This is a genomic window from Variovorax sp. VNK109, assembly GCF_049445855.1.
GTDB lineage: Bacteria > Pseudomonadota > Gammaproteobacteria > Burkholderiales > Burkholderiaceae_C > JAGOCV01.
Window position 1 is genome coordinate 279,551 of record NZ_JBMSDV010000003.1, and the last position, 21,102, is coordinate 300,652.

Here is a 21,102-nt window from a genome sequence, read left to right on the forward strand (position 1 = left end):
CGGCGGGAACACAAGTACACGATGAACCCGCGCGATCATTTCCTCACACTGGCCCGCTACAACCTCTGGGCCACGCAACGCCTGGTGGCCGACCACGTGGACGCCCTGCCGGACGATGCCTACCGGCGCGATTGCGGGCTGTTCTTCAAGTCGATCCACGGCACGCTCAACCACCTGCTGGTGACGGGCGACCTGCTCTGGTACCCGCGCTTTGCGGACGGCCGTTCTCCGAAGGACGTGCAACTGTCCGACGTGGTGGAGGAAGACCGCGTGCGGCTCAAGGAGCGTCTCATCGAAAGCGGCAAGCGCTGGACTTCGCTGATCGGAAGCTTCACGCCCGATCGCTACGACGGCGAACTCGACTACACGACGATGCGCGGTGCGCGCGCCATTCTGCCGTTCACTGCGACGCTCGCGCACGTTTTCAACCACGCAACGCATCACCGCGGCCAGATCACCGCCGCGCTGAGCGCCATGGGTGACCGCGGCCCCGAACTCGACATGGTCTACATGCTCCAGCAGGAGCAGGCGGCCCGCACATCACCGAAGTCCTGAAGACGGAGACACACATGTTCAGCAAGATCCTCATCGCCAACCGTGGAGAAATCGCCTGCCGCGTCGCGGCCACCGCTGCACGCATGGCCGTGCGCACCGTGGCCGTGTACTCGGACGCCGACGCACAGGCCAAGCATGTGCAGGTGTGCGACGAAGCCATCCACATCGGCGGCAGCGCGCCGAAGGACAGCTACCTTCGCTGGGAAAAGATCATCGAGGCTGCCAAGGCCACCGGCGCGCAGGCCATCCATCCGGGTTACGGCTTCCTCAGCGAGAACGAAGCGTTCGCGCAGGCTTGCGCGGATGCAGGCCTGGTCTTCATCGGCCCGCCGCCTTCGGCCATCGAGGCGATGGGCCTCAAGGCTGCGTCCAAACAGTTGATGGAAAAGGCCGGCGTGCCGCTGGTGCCCGGTTATCACGGCAAGGACCAGGACCCGGCGCTGCTGCAACGCGAGGCCGACCGCATCGGTTACCCGGCGCTCATCAAGGCCAGTGCGGGCGGCGGCGGCAAGGGCATGCGCGTGGTGGAAAAGTCGGAAGACTTCGCGGCCGCGCTTGCTTCGTGCCAGCGCGAGGCCATCAACAGTTTCGGCGACGACGCGGTGCTGATCGAGAGGTACGTGCAGCGCCCGCGCCACATCGAGATCCAGGTGTTCGGCGACACGCACGGCAACTACGTGTACCTGTTCGAGCGCGACTGCTCGGTGCAGCGCCGGCACCAGAAGGTGCTGGAAGAAGCGCCTGCGCCCGGCATGACCGAAGCCATGCGACAGCAGATGGGCGAGGCGGCGGTCGCCGCAGCCCGTGCGGTGAACTATGTGGGTGCGGGTACGGTGGAATTCATCGTCGAGCAGAAGGCCGACGGCAGCATGGGCTTCTTCTTCATGGAGATGAACACGCGCCTGCAGGTGGAGCATCCGGTGACGGAAGCGATCACCGGGTTGGACCTTGTCGAATGGCAACTGCGTGTGGCGTCGGGCGAGCCGCTGCCGCTCAAGCAGGGCGACCTGCGCATCCACGGTCATGCCATCGAGGCACGCATCTGCGCCGAGAACCCGGACAACAACTTCCTGCCCGCCACCGGCACGCTGCAGGTGTACGCGCGTCCGCAGGCCACGGCGTTCGAGCCGGGCACGGTGCGCATCGACGATGGCGTGCGCGAGGGCGATGCGATCTCGCCGTTCTACGACTCGATGATCGCCAAGCTCATCGTGCACGGCAGCACGCGCGAAGAAGCGCTGGCGCGGCTGGACGCGGCGCTGGCTGCCACGCGCATCGTGGGCCTGTCGACCAACGTGCAGTTCCTGCGTCATGTGGTGAAGAGCCGCTCGTTCGCGCAGGCGGACCTGGACACGGCACTCATCCAGCGCGAGCAGGCCGTGCTGTTCGAACAGGAGAAGGTCGGCCTGCCGATGACGGTGGCCGCATCGGTGGCAAGTGTCCTCATGCAGGAGCAGCGGGCTGCGCAGACGCACGGCTGGCAAGACCCCTTCTCCGCGCGCGACGGCTGGCAGGCCTGGGGCCACACCATCCGCCGTTTCGAGTTCGATTTCCATGGCGAGCCGCAGAAGGCCACGCTGCACTACCTGCATGACGGCAGCCTGAAGCTGGAGGTCGGTGAGGCAGCGGGCGTGCTGTCCTTCGAACCCGCGGCGGACGGCAGCATCGAATTGCGCTACGCCGGCCAGCGCGCACGTGCGCACGTGCACACGCGCGGCGAGACGGTGCACGTCTTCATGCCGCAGGGCGCCACGCAGATCCTGCGCATCGACCCGCTCGCGCATGCGGGCGATTCCGCTGCCGAAGGCGGACGGCTCACCGCGCCGATGCCCGGCAAGGTGGTGTCGTTCGCCGTGAAAGCCGGTGACAAGGTAACCAAGGGCCAGGCGCTCGCGGTGATGGAGGCCATGAAGATGGAACACACCATCGCCGCACCGGCGGACGGCACGGTGGCCGAACTCCTCTTCGCACCGGGCGACCAGGTGACCGAGGGCGCCGAGCTGCTGAAGCTGGCGGCCTGATCGCATTCACCGAACGGTGGCAGACTCCGCAGTCATGAAGATCGCCTTCTGCTGCATGAACACCGACCCGCGCCCGTGGCTGCAGAGCCTGCGGGCTGCATTGCCCGAAGCCGAAGTCGTGGAATGGTCCCCGGGAAGCATGCAGGACGGCGTGCGGCCCGACTACGCGATGGTCTGGGGGCCGCCGCAGCAACTGATCGACGAGCAGCCGCAGATGAAGGCGCTGTTCAACATCGGCGCGGGTGTGGACGCGCTGATGAAGCTGTCGCTGCCGCCACACATGCAGGTGGTGCGCCTGAACGATGCCGGCATGTCGGTGCAGATGGCCGAATTCGTGGCGCATGCGGTCATCCGCCATTACCGCGAACTCGATGCCTATGAACGCGACGTGGCGGCCGGCGAATGGCGTTTCCGCAAGCCGCTGCTGCGCACCGACTTTCCCATCGGCGTGATGGGCCTGGGCGTGCTCGGCGAACGCGTCGCGAAAACGCTCGCGATGTTCGACTTTCCGGTGCTGGGCTGGAGCCGCTCGCCCAGGCAGGTCGACGGCGTGCATTGCTTTTCGGGTGAGGCGACGTTCGACGAATTCCTGTCTGCGACGCGCATCCTCGTGTGCCTGCTGCCGCTCACGCCGGAAACGCGCGGCATCATGAACCGCGACACGCTGTCCTTGCTCAAACCGGGCGGCTATGTGATCAACGTGGCGCGGGGCGCGCATCTGGTGGAAGACGACTTGCTGGCACTGATCGACAGCGGTCACCTTGCGGGCGCCGCGCTCGACGTCTTCCAGACCGAACCGCTGCCCGCTGGTCACGCGTTCTGGAAACATCCGAAAATCGCGGTCACGCCGCACACGTCCGCGCGCACCCTGCGCGAGGACACGGTGCTGCAGATCGCGCAGAAGATCCGCGCCATGGCCAGGGGAGAACCTGTTGCCGGCGTGGTTGACCGCGAACGCGGATACTGAAGAGCCACGGCAAGAACGAGCAAGGAACGAGACATGAACCTGCCCCCACGCGTGAAGATCGTCGACGTCGGCCCGCGCGACGGATTGCAGAACGAGAAGGACCCCGTCCCTGCCGACATCAAGATCGGCCTGGTGCACCGCCTGCAGGACGCGGGGGTGAAGGACATCGAGGTCACGAGTTTCGTCAGCCCCAAGTGGGTGCCGCAGATGGCCGACGCGATCGAGGTCATGGCCGGCATCCAGCGCAAGCCGGGCGTGCGCTACTCGGTGCTCACGCCCAACATGAAGGGCCTGGAAGCGGCGCTGCCCACACGACCCGACGAAGTGGTGGTGTTCGGCGCGGCCAGCGAGGCCTTCAGCCAGCGCAACATCAACTGCTCCATCGCCGAAAGCATCGAGCGATTCGCACCGGTGGTGGAACTCGCGCATGCCAAGGGCATCCACGTGCGCGGCGCCATCTCCTGTGCGGTGGGTTGCCCTTACGAAGGCGACGTGGCGCCCGAGCGCGTGGAACTCGTCGCGAAGCTGATGAAGGAGATCGGTGTCGATCACATCGGCGTGGCGGACACGATTGGCGTCGGCACGCCTGCCAGGGTCCGGCGCGCCATGGAAGCCGCGCTGCGCCACTACGACATCGACGACATCTCCGGCCACTTCCACGACACCTACGGCCAGGCGCTGGCCAACACGCTCGCGAGCCTGGAGATGGGCGTGTGGCAGTACGACGCGTCGAGCGCGGGTCTCGGTGGTTGTCCCTATGCGAAAGGCGCGACCGGCAACGTGGCGACCGAGGACGTGGTCTACATGCTGCACGGCATGGGCATCGACACCGGCATCGACCTGGACAAGCTGATCGACGCGGGCAAGTACATCAGCGACTACCTGCAGCGCAAGCCGAACTCGCGTGCGTCGACGGCCATCCTCAACAAGCGTGCAGCCTGAAGGGATACGCGAACGATGTGTGGCGCCGAACTGAAGTCATTGCCTGAGGGCGTGCAGCGCGTGGCGGCAGAGCTGCAGCGCCTCAACCACCCGCATGCGCCGGTGATGCTCGACGACGCGGCGCGCACGGCGCAGCAGGCGGCCGATGCACTGGGCATCGGCGTCGGCCAGATCGCCAAGAGCATCATCTTCCGTCGCAAGGTGGACGACACGGCCGTGCTCGTCATCACCTCGGGCGACAAGCGCGTGGATGAAAAGAAGGTCGAGGCCATCGTCGGCAGGATCGGCCGCGCCGATGCGGACTTCGTGCGCGCGAAGACGGGTTTCGCCATCGGCGGCGTCTCGCCGGTGGCACATGCCACGCCGCCGGTCACGCTGATCGACCGCGAGCTCGGCCGGTTCGACGAGATCTGGGCTGCGGCGGGCCATCCGCATGGCGTGTTCCGCCTCGCGCCGCCTGACCTGCAGCGGCTGACCGGCGCGCCGGTGGAGGACGTGGTGGTGGAAGCCGCCGCTGGAAAGACATGAGCGGCAACGCGTCCACGCCTGCGGTTCCACCGGCGGTGCGTTCGCCCTGCGTATCGGTCTGCGTCATGAGCGAGCGCAGCGGGCTGTGCGAGGGCTGCTGGCGCACGCTCGACGAGATCGCGGCGTGGAGCGCGATGGACGATGCGCGCAAGCGCGAGGTGTGGACGCTGCTGCGTGAGCGGCGCAGGATGGCGGGGGCGCAACCATGAAGCACATCGTCTTCCACATCGACTTCATCTCGCCTTACGCGTACCTCGCTTTCGAGCAGTTGCCGCAAGCGCTCGAAGGCATCACGCACAGCGTCGAGTACCGGCCGCTGCTGTTCGCGGGCCTGCTCGATGCGAACGGCCAGCTCGGCCCGGCCGAGATCGCGCCCAAGCGCGAATGGACCTACCGGCAGGTGCTGTGGCAGGCGCATCAGCAAGGCATCGAGATGGCCATGCCGGCCGCGCACCCGTTCAACCCGCTCGCGCTGTTGCGCCTGGCCCTGGCCTGTGGACAGGACGGTGCGGTGAACCGGCATGTATGCGAGACCATCTTCCGCCACGTGTGGCGCGGCGGCGCGGATGCAACCGATGCCGCGCGCCTCGATGCGTTGAAGCAGCAGCTCTTCAAGGACAAGCCCGATGCGCTCGACCCCGCGGGCGACGAAGTGAAAGGCCTGCTGCGCCGGCAGACCGATGCCGCCGTGCGGCAAGGCCTCTTCGGCGTGCCGACGGCCGTGGTGGACGGCCGTCATTTCTGGGGCTTCGACGCGCTGCCGATGTTGCGTGCCTGCCTGCACGGCGACCCCTGGTTCGAAGGCCCCGCATGGGAGGCGGCCCGGCACATCCCGACGGGCATCGCGCGTGCACGGCCGCCGCGGAGCTGACACCGGCTGCTAGGTACTTTCCCGAGACAAGAGGCCTGAGGCCTCTTTTTTTTGCGATTCGAAATCACGGGGCAGGGTTAGCACCCGGTTTGTCAGATTGCATTCAGTTTGAAGTCAGCGTCGGGTCAGAGCAGGCGATCACATTGCCCTGCATCGGCGGGATTCCGGAATAAAACAGGAGACAAGACAGATGCTGTTGGCTGTCGTCATTGCGAAAAGCCTCATCGAGCTTTCGCTCATGTTCATCATTGCCCGGTTCGTACTGGGTTTGCTGGCGGGGGCAAAGAAGGAGACCAACGTCTTCTGGCAACTGCTCGACGTTGCGGCCAAGCCCGCACTCTGGGTCACACGCCGCATCAGCCCGCGTTTCATCCTCGACCAGCACATCCCGCTGGCGGCAGCGAGCCTGCTGCTGATGGCCTGGCTGTTCACCGTGAAGATGAAGATCGATCTCTGCCTCACGGCCGGAGCGCTGGCATGTCAGTGAGCACCATGAACCCCATGCAACCCGCGCCCGCGCAGACCTGGGCCTTGCGGTGGCTGCACCTGCAGGCCAAGGCGCTGCTCGTCTTCGGACGCCGCGCCCAGGCCATGCAGGTCTTCCGCCAGATCCTCCAGCTCAGGCCCGATGACCTGCACGCGCGCATGAGCCTGGGCTACGAAGCCCTGCGCGCCGGCGATCGCGCAAGCGCGCGGGAATGGTTCACCGTGGCGGCGCAGGCGAACCCGGCGTCGGTCAATGCCGTGTTCGCGCTGGCTTTCGTCGACGAGGAACTGGGCCATCTGGAGGCGGCCGAGGCCGGCTTCCGCGCAGCACTCGCGCTGGACGAAAAAATGGACCGCGCGTGGTACGGGCTCGGGCTCGTACTCATCCGGCAGGGCCGCCTGGACGAAGCGCTCAAGGCCCTCAAGCGCAACACGAAGCTGCAGCCGATGAGCCCGTACGGCTGGTACCAGATCGGTCGCATCCACATGGAGCAGGGCCAGCCGGACGAGACGCGGAACGTCATCCGGCATCTGAGGGGCTTCGAGCCCAAGGTGGCTGCGCAGCTGGAGCGGGAGACAGGTTTGAAGGCCGGCGAATAGCCGGCCCGAGAAAGAGAGAGGTGGGTAAGGTGAACTCAATACGAGAGGAGCACATGAAATGCAGTTGACAGAAAAGCACAAGGAGTACTGGAGCAAGAACCTCCGGATCACGGCCATCCTGATGGCCATCTGGTTCGTGGTGACCTACGTCGTCGGCTTCCTGGCCCGCGACCTGAGCTTCAATTTCTTCGGTTGGCCGTTTTCCTTCTGGATGGCGGCGCAGGGCGCGCTGGTGGTGTACGTCGTGATCATCTGGTACTACGCGCGGTACATGAACCGCCTGGACCTGGAGTACGGCGTCCATGAAGGAGACGAGTGATGTTCGGTAACCAGACACAGTCCCAGAAGGACTTCAAGAAAAGCCTGAACAAGGTCTATGCGTTCTACACGGGCGGCTTCCTGGCCTTCGTGATCGTCCTGGGCATCCTCGAGATGATGGGGCTTCCGAAGAACTGGATCGGCTACCTGTTCCTCGCGGCCACGGTGCTGCTGTACGCCGGCATCGGCGTGATGAGCCGCACCAGCGACGCCGCCGAGTACTACGTCGCGGGCCGGCGCGTTCCAGCCATGTACAACGGCATGGCCACCGGCGCCGACTGGATGAGCGCGGCCTCGTTCATCGGCATGGCCGGTACGCTGTACCTCACGGGTTACGGCGGCCTCGCGTTCATCATGGGCTGGACGGGCGGCTACTGCCTGGTGGCCCTGTTCCTCGCGCCTTACCTGCGCAAGTTCGGGCAATTCACCATTCCCGACTTCCTGGGCGCGCGCTACGGCGGCAACCTGCCACGCCTGATCGGCATCTTCGCCGCCATCCTCTGCTCGTTCACCTACGTGGTCGCGCAGATCTACGGCGTGGGCCTGATCACCACCCGCCTGACCGGCCTCGCCTTCGAGATCGGCATCTTCGCGGGTCTGGCCGGCATCCTGGTCTGCTCGTTCCTGGGCGGCATGCGCGCGGTGACGTGGACGCAGGTGGCGCAGTACATCATCCTGATCGTGGCGTACATGATTCCCGTGGTCTGGCTGTCGGTGAAGCACACCACCTTCCCGATCCCGCAGGTCGTCTACGGCCATCAGCTGGAGAAGGTCACGGCCAAGGAAGCCGAACTGCTCAAGGATCCCAAGGAACTCGAAGTCCGCGGCATCTTCAAGCAGCGCGCCGACGCCGCCGATGCGAAGCTCAAGGACGTGCCCGCCGCCATGGCTGCCGACCGCGCTGCCGCGCAGAAGGCTGTCGACGACGCGCGTGCCGCCAACGCACCCGTGGCGCAAGTCACTGCAGCCGAAGCTGCGCTCGCGGCACTGCCCAGGGACGAAGCAGCGGCCCGGGCCGCCTACACGGCGGCCAGGACCTCCAACACCGCGCGCTCGGGCCCGCCCCTGCGCCATGCGGAGGCCTTCCCCGGACGCGACGACAACGCGCGCGACATTGCACGGCGCAACTTCCTGGCGCTGGTGTTCTGCCTGATGGTGGGTACCGCTGCGCTGCCGCACATCCTGATGCGCTACTACACGACGCCTTCCGTGAAGGAAGCGCGTGACTCGGTGACCTGGTCGCTGTTCTTCATCTTCCTGCTGTACTTCACGGCGCCTGCGCTCGCGGTACTCGTGAAGTACGAGGTCTACACAGTGCTTGTGGGAACACCATTCGACAGGTTGCCGGAGTGGATCGCACGATGGAGCGCGGTGGACAAGACGCTGCTGACCGTGACCGACATCAACAAGGACGGCATCCTGCAACTGGCCGAGATGACCATCGGCGGCGACATCATCGTGCTGGCAACCCCGGAAATCGGTGGCCTGCCGTACGTGATCTCCGGCATGGTGGCTGCGGGTGGCCTGGCTGCCGCGCTCTCCACGGCCGACGGCCTGCTGCTGACGATCGCCAACGCACTGTCGCACGACCTGTACTACAAGATCATCGACCCCAACGCATCGACCGCCAAGCGCGTGATGCTGTCGAAGATCCTGCTGCTGGCCGTGGCACTTGCCGCCGCCTCCGTGGCGGCGCAGAAACCGGCGGACATCCTGTTCCTGGTCTCGGCGGCGTTCTCGTTCGCGGCAGCTGCGTTCTTCCCGGCACTCACCCTGGGCATCTTCTGGAAGCGTGCCAACAAATGGGGTGCGGTCTGCGGCATGGTCGCCGGCCTGGGCATCACGTTCTACTACATGATCAAGACGCAGCCCTGGATGTACAAGATCTTCCACGGCACCACGCTGACGCCGGACGTCCTGGCGGCGAACACGTGGTGGGGCATCCAGCCGATTTCCGCCGGCCTCTGGGGCGTTCCGCTGGGCTTCGTGGTGATCATCATCGTGTCGCTGCTCACCGCTGCGCCCGATCGCGAGACGCAGGAACTCGTGGAGCACGTGCGCTATCCGAGCCTGGATGGTCGCACGGCACCCGGCGCTGCAATCCACTGATCGCTGACAGTCAGCCAGACTGAAGCCCGCCACGGAAGTGGCGGGCTTTTTTCTTTGTTGGGGGGGTGGCCGCAAGGGCCGGGTGCGGGTCCGCTCAGGACTGCGAGGCGTTGTAGAACTCGTCGGCTTTCTTCTCGGAGCGGACCTGCGCGACCACGCGGCGGCAGTCGAGCAGGCGTGCCTCGAATTCCTCGTAGGTCTTGCAGCGCTCCAGCGTCGTGCACAGGTTGTCGGCCGTGGGGCCGAGCATGTCGTAGAGCAGCTTGCTGGCCTTCTGGATGGAACCCTTCAGGTCGCCGGCCGCAGATGCGGCGAGCGGTGCGGGCGCCGACTGGGCGGCCAGCGGGGCCGGGGAGGAGCTGCCGAAGCCCGAAGGTCGCGGGGTGGCTGGCGCCGGGGAAGGCGTGCCCGGTCCGAAGGGCGGGGCGACGACTTCCAGGAAGCCCGCCAGGACGAGGTCGCCGAGGATGGCCGTGGACTCGTCCGGGTTGGGCAGCAGCCGCACGATGTCCTGCGCCGATTTTTCGCCGCTGGCCATGATCATGAGTGCCCGACCTTTGGGAGTGATGGCGGGGTCGCGTGCCTTGAGGGCAGACGCACCGCGTTCGGTCTTGCGCAAGTAGGACTTGGGGCTGAACTCCGGCATGTGTTGTGTCCGTTCCTCTCCAACGGTCTGGGGTCCGGTTCGACTAGCGCAATGGTAATGCACAACCGTGACAAATGTCCCGTCGCGGCCGGGGAGGGCCCCTGATGTAAACCCGGGGTTGTAACGGATGGCGATGGCCCGGCGCAAGCCAGGGTCAGGATGCGTGCCTAGAATGTTCCGCCTCACCCCACAAAACCTCTCCCGCCGGACTTTATGACCCAGGGCTTCATCCGCATCCGTGGCGCGCGCCAGCACAACCTCAAGAACCTGGATCTCGACATCCGCACCGGCGAGCTGACGGTGGTCACCGGCCCCAGCGGGTCGGGCAAGTCCAGCCTCGTGTTCGACACGCTGTATGCCGAAGGCCAGCGGCGCTACGTGGAAACCTTCTCGGCCTACGCGCGCCAGTTCCTCGACCGCATGGACAAGCCGGCGGTGGACAAGGTGGACGGTGTGCCGCCGGCCATCGCCATCGACCAGACCAACCCCGTGCGGTCCTCGCGCTCCACCGTGGGCACCATGACGGAGCTCAACGACCATCTGAAGCTGCTGTTCGCGCGCGCGGGCCAGTTGTTCGACCGCGACACCGCACAGCCCGTGCAGCACGATTCCGCGGAGACCATCCACGCGAAGCTGCTGCAGCGCGCGGCGGCGGAGGGCGATCCGCGCCTGGTCTTCACCTTTCCGGTCGAACTGCCAGCCAACACCACGGCACAGGAGGTCGAGCAATGGCTGTCGGCCAGCGGCTTCACGCGCGTGCAGGCCGAACGCGAAGTGGCCACACCCACCGGTCCGCGCAAGGTGCTGGACGTCGTGGCCGACCGCGTGCGCATGGGCAGCGCCGAGAAGGTGCGGGTCATCGAGGCGATTGAAACCGCATTGAAGCGTGGCAGCGGACGGCTGAACGTCTATCGCCTGCGCAGCGAGGACGAAGGCGGGCAGGACGAGATCTGGCGCTTCTCCACCGGCCTGCATTGCCCCGACAGCGACCTGCGCTACACCGACCCGATTCCCTCCATGTTCTCGTTCAACTCGGCCGTGGGCGCGTGCGAAGTGTGCCGGGGCTTCGGCCGCGTGATCGGCGTGGACTGGGGTCTCGTCATCCCGAACGACAAGCTCACGCTGCGCGCGGGCGCGATCAAGCCGATCCAGACGCCGGCCTGGTCCGAAAGCCAGGACGACCTGATGCGCCACGCCGAGGCCGCCGGCATCCCGCGCGACACGGCGTGGAACAAGCTCACCGACGCGCAACGTGCCTGGGTGCTCGACGGCACGCCCACCTACAAGGAGGGGCAGTGGAGCAAGCAGTGGTACGGCATCAAGCGCTTCTTCGCGTACCTGGAGAGCAAGGCGTACAAGATGCACATCCGCGTGCTGCTGTCCAAGTACCGCAGCTACACGCCCTGCGACACCTGCGGCGGCGCGCGCCTGAAGACCGAGAGCCTGCTCTGGCGCATCGGCAGCAAGCAGGCGGCGGACGCGGTGTTGTCCCCCGGGAAAAGGTTCATGCCTCGCGGCGTGAAGTGGTCGCGTGAGCAACTCGAATCGCTGCCCGGCCTGTGCCTGCATGACCTGATGCTGCTGCCCATCGACAAGCTGCGTCACTTCTTCAGCCTCATGAGCCCGGCGGCGCCCGGGCACATGCAGGGCGGGGATGCGCAGGCATTGAAGCTGCTGCTCGAGGAGATCACCACGCGCGTCAGATACCTGGGCGATGTGGGCATCGGCTACCTCACGCTGGACCGGCAGAGCCGCACGCTTTCGGGCGGCGAGGTGCAGCGCATCAACCTCACCACGGCGCTCGGAACTTCGCTGGTGAACACCCTCTTCGTGCTGGACGAACCGAGCATCGGCCTGCATCCGCGTGACATGGAGCGCATCACGCAGGCCATGCACCGCCTGCGCGACGCGGGCAACACACTGGTCGTGGTGGAGCACGACCCGGCCGTCATGCTGGCCGCCGATCGCGTGATCGACATGGGCCCCGGGCCCGGCGAGCGCGGCGGCAGCATCGTGTTCGATGGCGACACCGAAGCACTGCGCAACGCAGACACGCTGACCGGTGCGTACCTCGGCGGACGCAAGCACATCGGCCTGGGCCTCAAGCGCATGGTGACCGACAGCACACCGCGCCTTATCCTCGAAGGCGCGCGCGAGCACAACCTGCGCGATGTGTCGGTGGACTTTCCGTTGCAACGCCTCGTCTGCGTGACCGGCGTCTCGGGTTCGGGCAAATCGACGCTGATCCAGGACGTGCTGGCACCTGCATTGATGCGGCACTTCGGCCGCGCCACCGAATCGCCGGGTGCGCACGACCGCCTGCTGGGTGCCGACCACCTGAGCGACGTGGTGTTCGTGGACCAGTCGCCCATCGGCAAGACGGCGCGCTCCAACCCCGTGAGTTATGTCGGCGCGTGGGACGCCGTGCGCGAGATCTTCGCCAATGCGCCGCTCGCGAAGCAGCGCGGCTACACGGGCTCCAAGTTCAGCTTCAACAGTGGCGATGGCCGCTGCCCCACCTGCGGCGGATCGGGCTTCGAGCATGTCGAGATGCAGTTCCTGTCCGACGTGTACCTGCGTTGCCCCGATTGCGACGGCCGCCGCTACAGGCCCGAAATCCTCGAAGTGCTGATCGAGCGCGGCAGCGATGCGACGGGTGGCCGCCGCGTGATGAACGTGGCCGACGTGCTGGAACTGACGGTGAGCGAAGCTGCTGCGCTTTTCGCCAGCGATCGTGACGTCATCCGCGCGCTGCAGCCCATCGTCGATGTCGGGCTCGAATACGTGAAGCTCGGGCAGCCCGTGCCCACGCTCTCGGGCGGCGAGGCGCAGCGCCTCAAGCTCGCGGGCTTCCTCGCCGAAGCTGCGCGCAGCGCCACCGCCAGCCGCCAGGCCACGGCGAAGAAGGGCATGCTGTTCCTCTTCGACGAGCCGACCACCGGCCTGCACTTCGACGACATCGCCAAGCTCATGCGCGCGCTGCGCAAGCTGCTGGAGGCGGGGCATTCGCTCGTCGTCATCGAGCACAACCTCGACGTGATCCGCGCGAGCGACTGGATCGTCGACCTCGGCCCGGACGGCGGCGAGGCCGGTGGTCTGGTGGTGGCCGAGGGCACGCCGGAAGACGTCCGCCTGAATGTCGATTCGCACACCGGCCGTGCGCTGCGCGACTATGAAGAGGTGATGGGTGAAGGCGCGCGCAAGGTCGGCGAGCGGCCGGCTGCGTACCGCGTTGCACCGAAGCGCAAGCAACCGGCGCAGGGTGCCGATGCGATCCAGATCGTCAACGCCAAGGAACACAACCTCAAGTCGCTGTCGGTGGACATCCCGCGGGGCAAGTTCAGCGTGATCACCGGTGTATCGGGCTCGGGCAAGTCCACGCTCGCGTTCGACATTCTGTTCAACGAGGGACAGCGCCGCTACCTCGAAAGCCTGAACGCCTATGCGCGCAGCATCGTGCAGCCGGCGGGCCGGCCCGAGGTGGACGCGGTCTACGGCATTCCGCCGACGGTGGCCATCGAGCAGCGCCTCTCGCGCGGCGGCCGCAAGAGCACCGTGGGCACGACCACCGAGGTTTGGCACTTCCTGCGCCTGCTCTATGTGAAGCTGGGCGTGCAGCATTGCATCCACGATGGTGCGGCGGTACAGCCGCAGACGCCGGACAGCATCGCCGCGCAGCTGATGCGCAACTTCCGCAACCAGCACATCGGCCTGATGAGCCCGCTGGTGATGAATCGGAAGGGCGTGTACACCGAACTCGCCGACTGGGCGCGACCGCGTGGCTACACGCACCTGCGCGTGGACGGCAACTTCCTTCCGACCACGGGTTTCCCGCGCATCGACCGCTTCAAGGAACACACGATCGAACTGCCGGTGGCGAGCCTGGACGTCACGCCGGAGAACGAAAGCCTGCTGCGCGAGAAGCTCACCGTGGCGCTGGAGCACGGCAAGGGCGTTGTGCACGTGTTGAGCAAGCTCACCGGCCTGCGCGCCGCGATGATCGCCGGCACGCCGACGGCAGACATCGGCGCCGTGCTGGCGCTGTCGGTCAAGCGTGCATGCCCGGTCTGCGCGACCTCGTATGCCGAACTCGACCCGCGCCTGTTCTCGTACAACAGCAAGCACGGCTGGTGCCCCGACTGCGTGGGCACGGGCGTCAAGCTGACGAAGGAACAACGCCGTGCGTTCGACGACACGCAGCGCGACGAGGACAACAAGGGCCGCGAACAGACCTTCGCCGAACCCGAAGTGGAAGACGTGGGTGACACGGTGTGCCCGACCTGCGAAGGCACGCGCCTGAATGCGACCGCGCGCGCGGTTCGCTTCGGCGGCATGGCCATCACCGACATCGCGCGACTGTCGGTCAGCGGCGTGCGCGACTGGATCGATGCGCTGGTGAAAGACCAGCAGATGACGGTGCGCGAAGCCGACATTGCGCGCGACCTGATTCCCGAAATCCGTTCACGCCTCGAATTCCTCGAAGAAGTAGGGCTGGGCTATCTCACACTCGACCGTGGCGCGCCCACGCTCTCCGGCGGCGAGGCGCAGCGCATCCGTCTCGCCGCGCAACTCGGCAGCAACCTCCAGGGCGTCTGCTACGTGCTCGACGAGCCCACCATCGGCCTGCATGCGCGCGACAACCAGATCCTGCTCAACGCTCTCAAGACACTGAGCGGCAAGGGCAACACGCTGGTGGTGGTCGAGCACGACGAAGACACCATCCGCCGCGCCGACAACATCATCGACATCGGACCGAGCGCGGGCAAGCGCGGTGGGCGACTCGTGGCGCAGGGCACCGCGGCCGAGGTCGCGGCGGCGGGTGAATCCGTCACCGGCCGCTACCTGCTGCAAGCGATCCGTCATCCCATCGGCCAGCGTCGCGAAATCACCAGCGACCTGCCGAAGCTGCAACTGCGTGGCGCGAACCTGCACAACCTGGGCGACGTGGATGTCGACGTCCCGCTGCAACGCCTGGTCGCGGTGACGGGGGTGTCCGGTTCGGGCAAGTCCACGCTCGCGCGCGACGTGCTGCTGCAGAACGTGCAGAGCATCGTGCAACTTCGCAGCACCAAGGCCGGCCGTGACGCGGACGCGGCAGGCAAGCGGCCCGCTTGGGCCGGGTGCAAATCGCTTGCGGGCTACGAAACCGTGGACCGCGTGCTCGAGGTGGACCAGACGCCGATCGGCAAGACACCGCGCTCTTGCCCCGCAACCTACATCGGTTTCTGGGACACCATCCGCAAGCTCTTCGCCGACACGCTCGAAGCCAAGGCGCGCGGTTACGGCCCGGGCCGCTTCTCGTTCAACACCGGCGAAGGCCGCTGCCCGAGCTGCGAAGGGCAGGGCGTGCGCACCATCGAGATGAGCTTCCTGCCCGACGTGAAGGTGCCGTGCGAAACCTGCCACGGCGCGCGCTTCAATCCCGAGACGCTGGCCGTGAGCTGGCGCGGCAAGAGCATCGGCGACGTGCTGCAGATGGAAGTGGACGAGGCGGTGGACTTCTTCGCCTCCATGCCCAACATCAGCCATCCGCTGCAGTTGCTGAAAGACGTGGGCCTGGGTTACCTCACGCTCGGCCAGCCGTCGCCGACGCTTTCGGGCGGCGAGGCGCAGCGCATCAAGCTCGTGACCGAACTGTCCAAGGTGCGCGATGACATCACGCGGCGCGGTCAGAAGGCGCCCCACACGCTGTATGTGCTGGACGAACCCACGGTCGGCCTTCACATGGCCGACGTCGAGAAGCTCATCCATGTGCTGCACCGCCTCGTGAACGGCGGGCACAGCGTGGTGGTGATCGAGCACGACCTCGATGTGATCGCGGAGGCCGACTGGATCATCGACCTCGGCCCCGAGGGCGGCGCGGCGGGCGGGCGCGTCGTGGCAGCAGCCCCACCGGACGAAGTCGTGCGCAGGAAGACGCACACCGGCGTCGCGCTCGAACCCGTGCTCGCGCGCTGACGCGAAGAACACGCCAGGCCACCCGGATGAACAGCCAGCCGCACGATCCCGCAACGCAGGACGCCGGGACTGGCTGGCAGATCGTGCACGTGCACCCGGACGCGCCGCCCAAGCCGGTGTTCGGCGCGCCCTGCAACGGTTGCGGCCTGTGCTGCCTGTCCGAGCCATGTCCGGTCGGCATCGTCGTGTCGCGTCGCCGGCGGGGTGCGTGTGACGCGCTGCGCTGGCGCGAGGCGGAATCGCGTTACGTCTGCGGCATGGTGGCCGACCCGGCCGATGTGCTGGGCGCGCACTGGCGATGGGCCGCTCCGCTGATCCGCCGCATGGCGAGGCGCTGGATTGCTGCGGGCAGCGGTTGCGACGCGCATCTGGAGTCCGGACGTTATCCTTCGCCCGAGGAGTGAACCCATGTACAGCGAAGACGATCTCGCGGCAGCCGTGGACGCCGGTGTGCTTCCGGCGGAAACCGCCAATGCGTTCCGCAATTTCGTGGCCGGGCGGCAGAACGCGCCCGGTGTGGATGAAGAGCATTTCCGACTCGTCACGGGCTTCAACGACATCTTCGTGGTGATTGCCTGCACGCTGCTGCTGTCGGCGGTGGGCTGGATCGGCAGCACGGCCGGCCTGTGGGCCGGTTTGCTCGGTGTTGCGGGCACGGCCTGGGGCCTGGCCGAATTCTTCGTGCGCAAACGCCGGATGGCACTGCCGGCCATCCTGCTGCTGCTCGTGTTCGTCGGCGCGGTCTGCGGCGTGGTGCTGTCGCTGTTGCCGTCCGCTGCGGGTCCGGGCATCGGAGGCTGGCGGATCGCGTTTGCGGGCGCGGTGTCGGCGATCGCCGCCTGGCTCCACTGGCGGCGCTTCCAGGTGCCGATCACCGTCGCGGCGGGCGCGGCAGCCGCCGTGGGCTGCGCGCTCGGGCTGTTGATCGCAATGGTTCCGGCCGCGCGGCAATGGGCCACGCTGTTCTCGCTGGTGGCCGGCATTGCGGTATTCGCGCTCGCGCTGCGCTGGGACGCGGCGGACACGCGCCGCGAAACGCGCAAGTCCGATGTCGCCTTCTGGCTGCACCTGCTGGCCGCGCCGCTGCTGGTGCACCCGGCGTTTGCCGTGCTCGGCCTGCTCGATGGCGACATGGGCATCGCGCAGGCGTTTGCGGTGCTGCTGCTGTACGTGGCCATCGCCGCCGTGTCGCTGTCCATCGACCGGCGCGCGCTGATGGCGTCGGCCCTGGCGTACGTGCTGTACGCCTTCAATGCGCTGCTCGAGCAATACGGCGTGGTCAGCCTGGGTTTTGCGCTCACGGCACTCGTGATCGGATCGGCCCTGCTGCTGCTGTCGGCGTTCTGGCACCCGAGCCGCGCCTGGGTGCTGGGCTTCCTGCCGCCGCAGGTGCGGGAGAGGCTGGCGCCGCTCAAGTGAAGGGCGTGCTGCCGCGCAGGTGACAGCACCCCCGGGAAGTCCCGATGCCGCATGGCCTGCCTGCGGGCTTCAATGGCTCTTCAACCAAGAGGAGACATCCATGCAACGCAGGCAGCTTCTGCAGATGGCCGGCGCCGCGCTGGCTGCACCGGCCATCGGCGCACGCGCGCAGTCCGGCGCGTTCCCGAACAAGCCCATCCGCCTCGTCATTGCCTTCCCCGCAGGCGGGCCGACCGACATCACGATGCGATCGCTCGCGGACAACGCGGCCAGGGTGCTGGGCCAGCCGGTGATCGTGGAGAACAAGCCCGGTGCGGGCGGCACGCTGCCCGCGCAGCAGTTGCAGACAGCGGCGCCCGACGGCTACACCGTCGCACAGATCCCGCTCGGCGTGTTCCGCCTGCCGTACACCACCAAGATCAGCTGGGACCCGGTGAAGGACATCCACTACGTGATCAACGTCACCGGCTATGCCTTCGGCATCGTCGTGCCCGCGGATGGCCCGATCAAGAACTGGAACGACTTCGTCGCCTATGCCAGGGCCAACCCCGGCAAGCTGAGCTACGGCTCCACCGGCGCGCTGACCAGCCCGCACCTGACAACCGAGCTCATCGCGCAGAAGCTGGGCGTGCAGCTCAACCACGTGCCCTACAAGGGCAGCGCGGACCTGATGCAGGCGATCGTGGGCGGGCACATCATGGCGGCGGCCGATTCGACCGGCTTCGCGCCGCAGGTGGAAGCCGGCAAGCTGCGCGTGCTCAACACCTGGGGCGAGAAGCGCCTGGCCAAGTTCCCCGATGCGCCGACGCTCAATGAGCTCGGCCTGGACATCGTGCAGAACTCGCCCTTCGGCATCGGCGCGCCGCGCGACACGCCGCCGGACGTCGCGCGCAAGCTGCACGACGCCTTCAAGAAAGCGATGGAAGACCCCGCCTACCTGCAGGCGCTGGCGCGCTACGACATGCTGCCCAACTACATGGACTCCGCGCAGTACCTGAAATTCGCACAGGACACCTTCGTGCGCGAGAAGGCGCTCGTCGAGAAGCTGGGCCTGGCCAAGCCGGGCTGACCCCACCCTGCATACGCCATCCTGGTGATTTGACGCTGGTCAAGGGATGGCGCTACCCTCGGGGCTCCCGCTCGCCGAGCGGAAGGGGGTTTCCAGAACATGTCATCGCGCCTGCAGTCCGATCCGGTTTTTGTGCGGAGGGCCGGGTGCCCTGCGGCGATGCTCGCCTTCTTCATCGTGGCCGGGCCTGCGCTCGCACAGGCCCCGGCGCCGGCGCACCCGCCGGGACACACGCAGGCACCGGCGCCCGCAGCCCCTGCAGCATCCACTGCCGCAGCCACGCCCGAACCACCCCAGGAGCTGGCCCATCCCTGGGTCGTGCCGCCGCCGTCGCGTTCGGCCGAAACCTATTTCACCAACCTGAAGTCCGGCGACACGCGCGAGTCGCCGCTGGTCGTGCGCTTCGGCCTGGCCATGCGCGGCATCGTGCCTGCCGGCAAGACGGCCGGCACGGCCGGTCACCACCATCTGCTGGTCAACCAGGACCTGCCGCTCGACTTCAAGAAGCCGCTGCCCTTCACCGAGAAGTACATCCACTTCGGCAAGGGGCAGATGGAGGCGGTGCTCGACCTGCCGCCCGGCACCTACAACCTGCGCCTGCTGCTGGCCGACCAGGGGCACATCCCGTATTTCGTCTACAGCAAACCGCTCAAGCTCACCATCAGCAAGCAGAACAAGGGCGTGAAGCCCGAGACGGTGACCGGTCCGCCGCGCATCGAGTTGCTCAGTCCTGCGGACGGTGCCGCGCTGCGCGTGCCGTTCCGGGTGCAGTTCCATGCGAGCGGCTACAACATCTCGCACAGCGCCGTGCAGGGGCCGGACACCGGCCACTTCCGGCTGACCCTGGATCGCAAGGGCCAGAAGTCCGAAGTGATGGATTTCACCGGTGGCCAGACCGAAGCCTGGCTTCAACCGCCCACGGGCGACTACACGCTGAAGCTGGAGCTGGTGCAGAACACGCCCGCTGGCGCTGTGATGGCGAAGACGGCGGACCGCTCGCTCAAGGTCGTCGCGCGCTGAGCAACTGGCGCGCGAATTCCGCGAAGCCCGCGCCGCGCTCGCCCTGCGTGATGTAGCGCGGCTTGTGGGCGAGCTGCGCCTCGAAGCGGCGGATGTTCGCCACACCCACGCTGTGCGCGAAGCGTTCGAACATCAGCTGGTCGTTGGTCGAATCACCCACGTAGGCCCACTGCGCGATCTCGCTATCGAGGTCGCGGCCGAACAGCTCGCGGACGATCCAGCGCGCGCCTTCGAGCTTGTTGTGCGCGCCGTACCAGGCGTTGATGTGGATGCTGCTCACCGTCGCGTTCATGCCTTCCCCGCGCATGATGCGCACCGCGTGGTCGATGGCGTCCTGCGGGAGGTGCGTGAACTCGCTGTGGTCGATGGCGATGTCGGTCTCGCGGCCCGCTGAGTCCCGCGCGAGCGTGGCGCCGGGCACTTCCTGCAGCACGCGCTGCGCCGCCCGCTGCATGCGTGCGAAGTTGGCCGTGCGCGTGGCATCGTCCTGCTGGTAGCGTTTGTCGAGCTTGCCCTGGCCCTGGTGGATGAGCGCGACGGAACCGTTTTCCGCCACGATGGCGTCCACAGGCCAGGCGCTCGCGAACGGCACGCTCCAGCCGACCGGACGGCCGGTGATGGGAATGACGTGCAGGCCTGCGGCGCGCAACGCGGCCAGTGCATCGAGCGCATCCTGCGTGATCGCGCCGTCGGTGGTGAGCGTGTCGTCGATGTCGGTGAACACGCCGCGGATGCCTGCCCGGCTCGCGGCAGGCCACTGGTCCAGCGCGATCACACGCGTTCGGCTGCGGCCTGCGCCGATGCGGTGGCGGCCTGAGGCGTGCGCCGCTGCATCAGCGCGGCCAGCACGTTGTTGCCGGTGCGCTCGATGTGCACCTTCAGCATGGCGCAGGCGTCGTCGGCCCGGCGCTCCAGCGTGGCGCGCACGATGTTGTCGTGCTCCTGCGAGACGTCGCGGTCGATCGGATGGTCTTCCAGGAAGAGGCGTCGGTAGCGGTCGCTCAGGTCATGCAGCGTCGCGCAGAACTGCAGCAGCAGCGGCATGTGGCAGGCCGACAGCAGCTTCTGGTGCAGCTCGCGGTGCGCGTTCTCCCATTCGGCGAGGCGGCCCGAGTCTGGCTCGGTCTTTTCCAGTTTGGACAGGCGGTACTGGCTCGCGACCAGCTCGCTTTCCCACTTGTCGTTGCCCAGGCGGATGGATTCGCGCAGCGCGAAACTCTCGATCTCCGAGCGCAGCTTGGTCACCTCGAGCAGGTTGTTCTCGGAGACGGGGGCCACGCGATAGCCGCGCTGGTCTTCCATCACCACGAAGCCTTCGGCCGACAGGCGCGACAGCGCTTCCCGCAGCGGGCTCAGGCTCACGCCGAAGCTGGCGCGCAGGTCATCGAGCCGCAGCTTCTCGCCCGGCGGGATGTCGCCGCCGGTGATCTGCGCACGCAGCCGGCTGGCGATGCTGGTGGCTAGTGTCTGGCTGCCAGTTTCCGCACGGTTTTCAATCTGTTCCAAGCTCGCCTCCGAAAAATCGATTTTCGTATTGACATCGATTGTACGTTCCCCTAGAGTCCGGGGCTAATAATCGATTTACATATAAAT

19 protein-coding genes are annotated in these 21,102 nt (G+C 66.9%); 16 read left to right on the plus strand and 3 right to left on the minus strand.

The window, feature by feature from the left end; translation table 11 throughout:
- Nucleotides 1-21: 21 nt before the first annotated feature.
- The 11 genes from ACO2Q9_RS12420 (at nt 22) to ACO2Q9_RS12470 (ending at nt 9,397) form a co-directional block, all read left to right on the plus strand.
- Nucleotides 22-555 carry a DinB family protein gene (locus ACO2Q9_RS12420; protein WP_423311766.1) on the plus strand — a complete coding sequence of 178 codons (534 nt, stop codon included), beginning with the start codon at nt 22-24 and terminating at the stop codon, nt 553-555.
- Between the two features lie 14 nt (nt 556-569).
- Entirely contained in the window at nt 570-2,576 is a 2,007-nt protein-coding gene (locus tag ACO2Q9_RS12425) for an acetyl/propionyl/methylcrotonyl-CoA carboxylase subunit alpha (RefSeq protein ID WP_423311768.1), read from the plus strand.
- 34 nt (nt 2,577-2,610) lie between these two features.
- On the plus strand, nt 2,611-3,543 hold the full coding sequence (locus ACO2Q9_RS12430; protein ID WP_423311770.1) for a 2-hydroxyacid dehydrogenase: 933 nt from the start codon (nt 2,611-2,613) through the stop codon (nt 3,541-3,543).
- A 33-nt stretch (nt 3,544-3,576) separates the two neighbouring features.
- Nucleotides 3,577-4,485 carry a hydroxymethylglutaryl-CoA lyase gene (locus ACO2Q9_RS12435; protein ID WP_423311772.1) on the plus strand — a complete coding sequence of 303 codons (909 nt, stop codon included), beginning with the start codon at nt 3,577-3,579 and terminating at the stop codon, nt 4,483-4,485.
- Between the two features lie 15 nt (nt 4,486-4,500).
- Entirely contained in the window at nt 4,501-5,013 is a 513-nt protein-coding gene (locus ACO2Q9_RS12440; RefSeq protein WP_423311774.1) for a YbaK/EbsC family protein, read from the plus strand.
- Nucleotides 5,010-5,222 (plus strand): DUF1289 domain-containing protein, encoded by a 213-nt coding sequence (locus ACO2Q9_RS12445; RefSeq protein ID WP_423311776.1) that lies wholly within the window; start codon nt 5,010-5,012, stop codon nt 5,220-5,222. Before ACO2Q9_RS12440 ends, ACO2Q9_RS12445 begins: the two co-directional genes overlap by 4 nt.
- Nucleotides 5,219-5,884, plus strand: a complete 666-nt coding sequence (locus ACO2Q9_RS12450; protein ID WP_423311778.1) for a 2-hydroxychromene-2-carboxylate isomerase — start codon at nt 5,219-5,221, stop codon at nt 5,882-5,884. Before ACO2Q9_RS12445 ends, ACO2Q9_RS12450 begins: the two co-directional genes overlap by 4 nt.
- A gap of 190 nt (nt 5,885-6,074) precedes the next feature.
- Nucleotides 6,075-6,371 carry a hypothetical protein gene (locus ACO2Q9_RS12455; protein WP_423311780.1) on the plus strand — a complete coding sequence of 99 codons (297 nt, stop codon included), beginning with the start codon at nt 6,075-6,077 and terminating at the stop codon, nt 6,369-6,371.
- The gene (locus ACO2Q9_RS12460; protein WP_423311782.1) at nt 6,362-6,970 is read left to right on the plus strand and encodes a tetratricopeptide repeat protein; all 609 of its coding nucleotides are present in this window, start codon (nt 6,362-6,364) and stop codon (nt 6,968-6,970) included. The genes ACO2Q9_RS12455 and ACO2Q9_RS12460 overlap by 10 nt, the downstream gene beginning before the upstream one ends.
- A 58-nt stretch (nt 6,971-7,028) precedes the next feature.
- A complete protein-coding gene (locus tag ACO2Q9_RS12465; RefSeq protein ID WP_423311784.1) occupies nt 7,029-7,289 on the plus strand; it encodes a DUF4212 domain-containing protein in 261 nt (86 codons plus the stop codon).
- The gene (locus tag ACO2Q9_RS12470) at nt 7,289-9,397 is read left to right on the plus strand and encodes a sodium:solute symporter family protein (protein WP_423311786.1); all 2,109 of its coding nucleotides are present in this window, start codon (nt 7,289-7,291) and stop codon (nt 9,395-9,397) included. Before ACO2Q9_RS12465 ends, ACO2Q9_RS12470 begins: the two co-directional genes overlap by 1 nt.
- A 94-nt stretch (nt 9,398-9,491) precedes the next feature.
- On the opposite strand, the gene ACO2Q9_RS12475 is transcribed toward ACO2Q9_RS12470, so the two are convergent.
- A complete protein-coding gene (locus ACO2Q9_RS12475) occupies nt 9,492-10,043 on the minus strand; it encodes a hypothetical protein (protein ID WP_423311788.1) in 552 nt (183 codons plus the stop codon).
- 213 nt (nt 10,044-10,256) lie between these two features.
- On the opposite strand from ACO2Q9_RS12475, the gene uvrA reads away from it, so the two are divergent.
- From uvrA to ACO2Q9_RS12500, 5 genes are all read left to right on the plus strand, one after another.
- Nucleotides 10,257-16,001, plus strand: coding sequence for an excinuclease ABC subunit UvrA (uvrA, locus tag ACO2Q9_RS12480; protein ID WP_423311790.1), 5,745 nt, complete (start codon nt 10,257-10,259; stop codon nt 15,999-16,001).
- Between the two features lie 26 nt (nt 16,002-16,027).
- Nucleotides 16,028-16,405, plus strand: coding sequence for a hypothetical protein (locus ACO2Q9_RS12485; RefSeq protein ID WP_423311792.1), 378 nt, complete (start codon nt 16,028-16,030; stop codon nt 16,403-16,405).
- Between the two features lie 4 nt (nt 16,406-16,409).
- On the plus strand, nt 16,410-17,420 hold the full coding sequence (locus ACO2Q9_RS12490) for a hypothetical protein (RefSeq protein ID WP_423311794.1): 1,011 nt from the start codon (nt 16,410-16,412) through the stop codon (nt 17,418-17,420).
- Between the two features lie 100 nt (nt 17,421-17,520).
- Nucleotides 17,521-18,489 carry a tripartite tricarboxylate transporter substrate binding protein gene (locus ACO2Q9_RS12495; RefSeq protein ID WP_423311796.1) on the plus strand — a complete coding sequence of 323 codons (969 nt, stop codon included), beginning with the start codon at nt 17,521-17,523 and terminating at the stop codon, nt 18,487-18,489.
- A 159-nt stretch (nt 18,490-18,648) separates the two neighbouring features.
- Nucleotides 18,649-19,509, plus strand: a complete 861-nt coding sequence (locus ACO2Q9_RS12500) for a DUF4399 domain-containing protein (RefSeq protein ID WP_423311798.1) — start codon at nt 18,649-18,651, stop codon at nt 19,507-19,509.
- On the opposite strand, the gene ACO2Q9_RS12505 is transcribed toward ACO2Q9_RS12500, so the two are convergent.
- Both ACO2Q9_RS12505 and ACO2Q9_RS12510 read right to left on the minus strand, forming a co-directional pair.
- The gene (locus tag ACO2Q9_RS12505; RefSeq protein ID WP_423311800.1) at nt 19,490-20,284 is read right to left on the minus strand and encodes an HAD-IIB family hydrolase; all 795 of its coding nucleotides are present in this window, start codon (nt 20,282-20,284) and stop codon (nt 19,490-19,492) included. The genes ACO2Q9_RS12500 and ACO2Q9_RS12505 overlap by 20 nt on opposite strands.
- Nucleotides 20,281-21,015 carry a GntR family transcriptional regulator gene (locus tag ACO2Q9_RS12510; protein WP_423311802.1) on the minus strand — a complete coding sequence of 245 codons (735 nt, stop codon included), beginning with the start codon at nt 21,013-21,015 and terminating at the stop codon, nt 20,281-20,283. Before ACO2Q9_RS12510 ends, ACO2Q9_RS12505 begins: the two co-directional genes overlap by 4 nt.
- Nucleotides 21,016-21,102: the final 87 nt, after the last annotated feature.